The 8,240-nt window shown below is 37.1% G+C and carries 7 protein-coding genes and 1 tRNA gene; 3 read left to right on the top strand and 5 right to left on the bottom strand.

The window, feature by feature from the left end:
- A partial coding sequence (gene dcd / locus ACY65O_RS09835; RefSeq protein WP_462220680.1) for a dCTP deaminase occupies positions 1 to 466 on the bottom strand: 466 nt, incomplete at its 3' end.
- 105 nt (positions 467 to 571) lie between these two features.
- On the opposite strand from dcd, the gene ACY65O_RS09830 reads away from it, so the two are divergent.
- On the top strand, positions 572 to 1,186 hold the full coding sequence (locus ACY65O_RS09830; protein ID WP_462220679.1) for a 4'-phosphopantetheinyl transferase family protein: 615 nt from the start codon (positions 572 to 574) through the stop codon (positions 1,184 to 1,186).
- Here ACY65O_RS09830 and ACY65O_RS09825 read toward each other — a convergent pair.
- Together ACY65O_RS09825 and ACY65O_RS09820 are read right to left on the bottom strand one after the other, a co-directional pair.
- Positions 1,172 to 2,245: a zinc-dependent peptidase gene (locus ACY65O_RS09825; protein ID WP_462220678.1), complete on the bottom strand. Its 1,074-nt coding sequence runs from the start codon at positions 2,243 to 2,245 to the stop codon at positions 1,172 to 1,174. The two genes, ACY65O_RS09830 and ACY65O_RS09825, sit on opposite strands and share 15 nt — an antisense overlap.
- Before the next feature lie 8 nt (positions 2,246 to 2,253).
- Positions 2,254 to 3,405, bottom strand: a complete 1,152-nt coding sequence (locus ACY65O_RS09820) for a DUF2130 domain-containing protein (protein ID WP_462220677.1) — start codon at positions 3,403 to 3,405, stop codon at positions 2,254 to 2,256.
- A 251-nt stretch (positions 3,406 to 3,656) separates the two neighbouring features.
- Between ACY65O_RS09820 and ACY65O_RS09815 the strand changes: the two genes are divergently transcribed.
- Entirely contained in the window at positions 3,657 to 5,840 is a 2,184-nt protein-coding gene (locus ACY65O_RS09815; RefSeq protein WP_462220676.1) for a DUF4331 family protein, read from the top strand.
- Between the two features lie 195 nt (positions 5,841 to 6,035).
- Here ACY65O_RS09815 and ACY65O_RS09810 read toward each other — a convergent pair.
- Together ACY65O_RS09810 and ACY65O_RS09805 are read right to left on the bottom strand one after the other, a co-directional pair.
- A tRNA-Leu gene (locus ACY65O_RS09810) sits at positions 6,036 to 6,119 on the bottom strand.
- A 28-nt stretch (positions 6,120 to 6,147) separates the two neighbouring features.
- Entirely contained in the window at positions 6,148 to 7,308 is a 1,161-nt protein-coding gene (locus ACY65O_RS09805) for a sensor histidine kinase (protein ID WP_462220675.1), read from the bottom strand.
- Positions 7,309 to 7,500: 192 nt separating this feature from the next.
- On the opposite strand from ACY65O_RS09805, the gene ACY65O_RS09800 reads away from it, so the two are divergent.
- Positions 7,501 to 8,240, top strand: a 740-nt coding sequence (locus ACY65O_RS09800) for a glycosyltransferase family 2 protein (RefSeq protein WP_462220674.1), incomplete at its 3' end; no start/stop codon positions are given.

The raw sequence follows: 8,240 nt of genomic DNA, 5'->3' as shown, positions 1-8,240 counted from the left end.
TTTCGTTGTACTTTACTTCAATCTCTCCATCCACCGGAAAATAAATTAACTGGCCAATCGGCATTCCCTTGTACACTCTTACTGGCTGCTTTACCGAAATTTCTAAAGTCCAGTTGCCGCAAAAACCCACATCGCCTTTACCTGCAGTGGCATGTATGTCAATACCCAAACGGCCGGTGCTTGACTTACCTTCTAAAAAAGGAACATGGGCATGTGTTTCGGTATATTCTTCGGTAACACCCAAATAAAATTCGTGCGGTTGCAACACATAACCTTCATCAGGAATTTCAAAATGTTCAATTTTGTTGTGTTTTTTGGCGTCTAATTCTTTATCAATATACCGGGCCAGGTCTTTTCCTAAATGCACATCATAACTGTTACTACCCAAATCTTCCCTGTTATAAGGCACAATTTTAATAGTGCCTTTCTCTATTTCTTCTAAAATCCTGGTATCGCTTAAGATCATAAATGGTTGATTGGTTAATTCGTTTATTGGTTAATTTGTGCCGAAAATTATTTCTTTCGCAAATATTCAATCAAAAATCTGCAATCAAAAATCTAAAATCGTTTTATGCCGTTGGTTTATCAACAAAATATTAACGCAGTAACTAAAATGGGTGTTTGGCATATTGCCGAAACAGAAGATTTTTTTAAAGCAGTGCCATTGCAAAAAGAAATTACACATCCGCACAAGCGATTGCAGCATTTGGCCGGCCGTTTTTTATTGAAGGATTTATACCCCGATTTTCCTTTAGCATTAATAAAAATTGCCCAAACCCGAAAACCGTTTTTAGAAGATGAGGCTTATCATTTTTCCATATCGCATTGCAAAGATTATGCAGCGGTTTTAATAAGTAAAGCATTAAGGGCGGGAGTAGATATAGAAATGGTGAATGAAAAAATTGACCGTATCATCCCTAAATTTTTAACTGCAGAAGAATGTTTTTTATTTCCCGAAGGAGCATTAAAAAAAACGGCAACCCTTTTTTGGAGCGTAAAAGAAAGTGTGTACAAGTGGCAGGGCACAGGAGGAACAGATTTTAAAAAACATATCCGTATAGAAAAATTTACCGGTAATTTACAAGAAGGTATTGTGCATTGCATATTTAAAAACACAATACCATTGCAGGTACATTATCTTTTTTTTAATAATAATTTTTTAACCTGGGTGTTAAGTGATCACTGAGGCAATTTTATTTGCAGGGTCCTGGTTGAGCAAAAATTTTAGTGTTTCGTACAACTGAGGGTAATGCGATTTCATAGCACCCGGTTTTTCAAAAAATATCTCCACACTCTCAGCCCAAAACTCCTGGAAATTTTTTACGGCATATTCAGAATACAATCCACCTTCTACAGTTTTTTCTGTATTGTAGGCTTTATTGCCATCGCTTATAAACCCATTGTATAAATTCCTGAAATTTTTATCTGCATTTTCTTCCACTACAAAAGTTTGATAATACAAGGCATGCGCCAATTCGTGCAAGCCCACGTTTTGCCCATCATCAGGTATAGCATAACCTTCTAAAAAATGTTTCCACGATAAATTTATGGCGTGGCCCGAAACATTGCCCTCTAAAAAACAAATACTGTTTTGCACCCTCATAAACTCCCGTGGATATACATGAATAAATTCAAAATTAGGCAACAGGTATTTTTTTAAACCAAACGTAAGCTGTATTGCAGCAGCACTTATTAATACAGGCATTTCTTTATAGCCTTTATTATCATGAATTTTAAAAACTTTATGTGCAATAAAGTTTTGTACCCTTTCAATAAATCTTGCTTTTTGTATTGAAGAAAGATCATTAAAATAAGCAAAGCGTTTGGTGAGTATTGCAGTTAATTCCTTACCGGTAAAATTTAATTCATCGCCATAATAGGTTAAATGAGCAGCGCCTTTTTTGGAATAACTTTTGGGTAGGTCAGCTGTAGAGAAATCATCAGATTCATTCTCATCTCCATTGCTGATATTTCTTTTTATTCGGATTAAGACAAAAATAAAAATAGCAATAAATGCAATTACCATTGTTGCATCAGGCGTATAATGCTCTTCTTTTTCAGGTTGATTATTTATTACCCGGTCTGCGGTATTTAAAAGTTCTTTTACATCAGGAAAACTATCCATCCCCGGAGGCAATTCGTTTTTCTTTAAATAAATATCAATATCCTTTCCACCCGGTACTTTGTAAGTAACAATGGTATTTTTTTCATTAGGCGGAATATGGTACGTTGTATCAAAGGGCATATAAAAAATTAATCTTCCTTATCGTCATAATCACCATCAAGCAAAGGAATATCACTGACAGATGCACCCGCAATCCCCTTTACACTGCCATACATACCACTGGTGCTCAGCAAAACTTTTTCTAATTGTTTTTCTCTTTCCTTCCACAGTTTTTCCATCTGTATGCGTTCTTTCATTATGCTTTGTTTCATGGCCATAAACCCTTCTACAATGGCTTCCATTTGCCCTCTGAACTCGTTGCCGGTTAAATAATCGTACAGCATCTTCATTTTATCGCCTTTACCCTCCTGGGCTTTTTGTGTTTCAAACACCTTTATTATTCCAGAGCGTAATAAATAAGAAACGCTGCTTACTTCACTAAAATTGCATACCCACACGCCATCTTTTTCACCAAACTTATCCATATCCTTAGGAAAAACCTGCGATACCAAAATAGCCACATCGCTCCCACTGGTACGTTTATCTGTTTTTAATTTATCGATCCAGCTGTTGCTCCAGGCTTTGGTGCGTTTGCTTTCGTAAATAATTCTGCCGCAAACCACGCCGCTGTTATTGCGAACTAATTGTATGCAATCGGCACCTTCTACACCTTTACCCACTTCTTCAATAATATCAAAAGGAAAATTATCTTTTAATATTTCTTCCAGTAATGCTTCCTGACTTTCGCCCTGCAATTGCATACTGCCCTGTTCACTCTTACGTTTTAATTCTTCAATTAATTTTTGCTGCTGCTCCATTTGCAGTTTGTACTCTTTTGTTTTAAGATCAAACAGTTCCTGTTCTCTTTTAATGGCGCTTTCTTCAATTTCTTTTCTCTTTTCTAAAAAACGTTTTTCAATTTCTACTTCTAAATTCTTTTGTTTTTCTTCCAGTGCATTTTTATCTCTTAATAAATCCAGTTCTTTCTTTTGCAGCTCCTGCAGCTGTTGTGTTTTTATCCGGGCATCTTCTTCCAGCGATTTTAATTTTGCCGCAGTTTCTTCACCGGCTTTTTTTATTGCATCATTTACCAGTACAGTTTTTTGTTTATCAAATTCTTCCTCTTTCTTTTTTTGCCAGTCAATCATTTTACCACGCAATTCTTTCTCTACCTCATTCTTAAGGCTTTCATTTAATTCAAACTGGTGGCCACAATTGGGGCATTTTACTTCGGTTGCCATTAATTATTTTTTTACAAGATAAGAAGTTGTTTCAAAAGAGGGTAACACAATTGATTTTTAGCCTCTGTTTCCAAAAAATTTAAAGCTGTATAAAAAAATAAAAAGTTTTTTTCAAAAAGTTAAATCCAAGCCAAACCTTTCTGTCGTAACTGTTACGCATGCTAATTCTACCCCTGTAAAAGCTGATTGCTTTTTCCCTTTTCAACTTCCAAAAGGAAAATTTTTACAAACAATTCAAAATTTTTAAATTTATGAAACGGAAAATTTACGCAGCAGTTATGCTGATGGCCATGCTTGCAAACACCTTTCCAGTATGGGCATCCAGCCACAGGGAAGCACCTTTAATTGCCGATGATCCATTGGCAGATAACACAGATGTCTATGCTTTTAAAAGCCCTTCAAACCCCAACAAGATTATCCTTATAGCTAATTATGTTCCTTTTCAGTTGCCGCAGGGCGGACCAAATTTTAGCCACTTTGGCGAAAATGTACGTTACGAAATTCATATTGATAATAACATAGCCACCAGTGGCGATGATATTATTTACCGCTTTACATTCAGTAGAAAAAATGAAGACCCCACTACTTTCTTTAACATCCGCCTTGGAAAAGAAAATTTAAAAACAACTTATACTTTAGAAAGAAGTATGGATGGCGGAAGAAAATTCAGTAAGATAATAACAAATGGGACCGTGCCTCCACCTAATATTGGTGCAAGGTCTATCAGTTCGCCGGTAGGTTTAAATGCACCTAATTACGAAACCTTAATGACAGCGGCAATTAAAAATGCAAGTACTGGCGAAAAGGTTTTTTGTGGTCCTGTTGATGATCCGTTCTTTGTGGATTTAGGTGGCATTTTTGATTTGGGTGATGCCCCACGCCAGGGCCCAACACATGCCGAAGATGGCTTGAAATGTTTAAATGTGTCAACCATTGCTTTGGAAGTTGATGTAGCCACTTTACAAAAAGATCATAAAGCTGTAACCCAGGCTGCTAATATTTTAGATCCAAACTTTGTTATAGGTGTTTGGGCTTCTGCAAGCAGGCAAAAAGTTACTACATTAAAAGACTTTTCTAAAAGAGACCATGATGATGATAATGACCGTGATTACAGGGATAATGATAACGATGGTGATAATCCTTATGTATCTTACGAAGGCCCATGGATACAGGTTTCAAGATTGGGTATGCCCTTAACCAACGAAGCGGTTATCCCTATCGGTGATAAAGATCTTTGGAACAGGTTAACACCTTACCAGGACCTTAGCAGACTTAGTAAATTTGGTAATTATTTTTATAATCCTGAGCTGGCTTTATACATGGATGACGCACAATTTGGTGGTGCTGTACCGGCATTTAAACCTTTAAGGGTGCAAAAAAAATCATTAGGCCAGTTTGGTTTTGGTAACGGACAGAATGGTTTGTTCGGATTAAAAGGCAACGCCGCATTAAATGGTACAGCTTTAAGCGAAGCAAATTTTGGCGGCTTATTATTACCCGGTGCCAACAAACCACGTTCGGTTGATCTGTGGCCAATTTTTCACACAGGTGTTCCTAATTTAGCACCTTATCAACTGGCAACCGGTAAACCAACCGGCAATCCTCTTGCAGTGGGTAAACCTTTTATCAATAATTTTCTTCCCAATGGTGGCGACATGTTAAGATTGAATATGGCGGTACCGGCTACACCCCGTAACTCTCCCGATTTTAGTTCGGAAGGTTTGGTGCAGGCCGCAGTGTTAGGTTTATTAGATCCCCGGTTTAATGCAAACACCAGCATTCAGTTTATACCTAACATGGATGGTTTTCCTAACGGAAGAAGGCTGGAGGATGATGTAACAAGAATAGAATTACAGGCTGTTAGTGGTGTGGTATTAGCTGCCATTGGTTTGTGGTACGATGATTATACTTTAGGAGGCAGCCCTGTTACACCCCAACTTTTAAATGTGGTGGGTTATAATACAGGTATTGGTGCTAATGATGTTGCATTTAAATCATCATTTCCTTTTGAGCAAACACCATGGGCAGGTACACACAATTGCGATTGTACTACTCCAATGGCTGTTGCCAACGGATCATCCTCTTCAAACATACCTGCTGGTGCTGTAAATAATTTTTTACCGCAGGCTAATGTAAGTAATGTAAACAAAAGCTTTGGTTCGCTGTTGGCAGTACCAGATGTGGTGATGAAAACATCTCCCAATCCTTTTGTTGATAATACAACCATACAGTACCAGGTAAAAACACCTGCACATGTAACGATCGCTGTTTATGATGCACAGGGTAAAGAGGTAAAAGTATTGGTTAATAAAAACCAAAATACAGGAAGTTATACGCAAAGCCTTAATGGCAGCGGACTTGGTGCAGGCATGTATTTTGTAAAAATTATTAAAGATGGTGAGGTTAAGCAAACGCTTAAAGTAATAAAAGAATAATTAAAAGAATTCTGTCAGACTGAGCTTGTCCAAGGCGGGTTAGCTAATTGCACCGGTTTCGACAAGCTCAACCTGACAAATTTTAGATAATCAGTAAAAAATAAAAGGGATTACATGTACAGATTTCTATTTTCTGTATTTGCAATCTTTTTTATTAATAAAAAAAGCGAAGTAAAAAACTTCGCTGAGTAAATGTGACCGAGACTGGATTCGAACCAGCACGCCGTTTCCAGCGCCACCACCTCAAGGTGGTGCGTCTACCAATTTCGCCACCCGGCCAAGTATAACGATTGCAAATGTAAGGTGATTATTTTTTCAGAACAATTCTAAACGTTGTTCCTTTACCCGGCTCACTATGTTTTACAAATAATTCGCCTTTGTGGTATTGTTCAATAATTCTTTTAGATAAACTTAATCCTAAACCCCAGCCACGTTTTTTTGTAGTAAAGCCCGGCTTAAAAACTTTGGCAATGTTTTGAGAACTGATGCCTTTACCACTATCTTTTACATCAATTGTTATGTTGGCTGCTTCCTTTTTTATATTGATGCCGATACTGCCCTTTCCATCCATGGCATCTAATGCATTTTTTAATAAATTTTCAATTACCCAGTCAAATAAAGGGGCATTTATTTTTGCAATAATTTCAGTTTCATTAAAACTGTTGATGCTGAAATTTACTTTGTCGGTAGCCCTGCGTTTTATATACGCCACCATATCTTCAATTTGAATTACAATATTTTTTTCCTCTAATTGTGGTGTGCTTCCAATTTTGCCAAAACGATCACTTACTAATTTAAGGCGGTCCACATCTTTAGCCATTTCGATGGCAATTTTTTCGCTTTGCGGATTGTCTTTAAGCATTTCTACCCAACCCTGCAAAGACGATAATGGTGTGCCCAACTGATGTGCTGTTTCTTTTGCCATACCGGCCCACACCTGGTTTTGTGTAGATTTATTTCGGGTAGAAACCGTTATTAAAGTAATGATAATAAATAACGCAACAATGATGAGCTGTATAATTGGATAGTAACGCACTTCTTTTAATAAAGCAGAATCACCATAATAATATTTGTTGATGTATAAGGGATCTTTGCTTATCTCTACAGTTATCGGCTCGTGCTGGTTTTTAAATTCTTCAATTTTATTTCTTAAATAATTGGTATCCGATTTTACTTTGTTGGAATCTAAATTGGAATAATCATTTGGCCCAAGTGGAATATCTTTTTCGTTGGTGCCAATAATAGGTATTGCTGTATTTTCTGCTGTGATGGTGTTGGTAAGTTCTATTGCTGATGGTTCGGTACTGTTACCCCTTGTTTTTAAAGCCTGCACCCACACATTTACTTTTTTTCTTTCGTCGGCAGCAATTTTTTTAGACAAATAATTAGAATAAAATACCGTGCCGCTTACAATTGCAATTGCAATTACGGCCAATGCAGTACGCCAGTTTATAAATTGTGAAACCATAAGTAAAAATAAGGAATTAGGAATTAGGAATTTGTCTGCAGACTGGCAGGTTGGGTATTAGGTGTGAAGTATTAGCTATGAAAATGTATTATGTTTGTGCAAAACATAATTAAAGCTCACCAATGGTATGCCGTACAAGTGAGTGACACAACTATGTTGAGCAAAGAACCTTAGTTAGTAACAAAAAAATAAATGCAAAGTCCATCTGTAGCAATTGTTATTTTAAACTGGAACGGAAGAAAATTTTTAGAACAATTTCTTCCTTCGGTTATAGCATCGGTGTATGATAATAAAAAAATTATTGTGGCTGATAATGCCTCAACAGATGATTCGGTTATTTTTTTACAACAGCAGTATCCGCAAATAGAAATTTTACAAAACAGCAGCAACGAAGGTTTTGCGAAAGGATATAACACTGCATTAAAGCAGGTGCAAAGCGATTATTATATTTTATTAAACAGCGATGTGGAAGTTACTCCCGGTTGGATAACGCCGGTTATAGATTTGATGGAGAGTGATACCACAATAGCGGCATGCCAGCCCAAATTATTAGCTTACAACTATAAAAATCAATTTGAATACGCCGGTGCCTGCGGCGGATGGATAGATAAATTTGGTTACCCGTTTTCGAGAGGAAGGGTATTTGATATTTGCGAAGATGATAAAGGGCAGTACAATAATGCAGCTCAATGTTTTTGGGCCAGCGGCGCTGCATTGTTTGTAAAGGCTTCGGTATACCATGAGTTGGGTGGATTGGATGAATACTTTTTTGCCCACCAGGAGGAAATAGATTTTTGCTGGCGTTTACAACTGGCCGGGTATAAAGTGTATGTGCAGCCTGCATCGGAGGTATATCATGTTGGTGGCGGTACATTAGCAAAAGGTAGCAGTAAAAAAACTTACCTCAATTTCAGGAACAACCTCATTATGCT

The sequence above is a fragment of the Ferruginibacter sp. genome, assembly GCF_031430955.1.
Taxonomy (GTDB): Bacteria; Bacteroidota; Bacteroidia; order Chitinophagales; family Chitinophagaceae; genus Ferruginibacter.
This window is presented reverse-complemented; position numbering and strand designations above follow the sequence as displayed.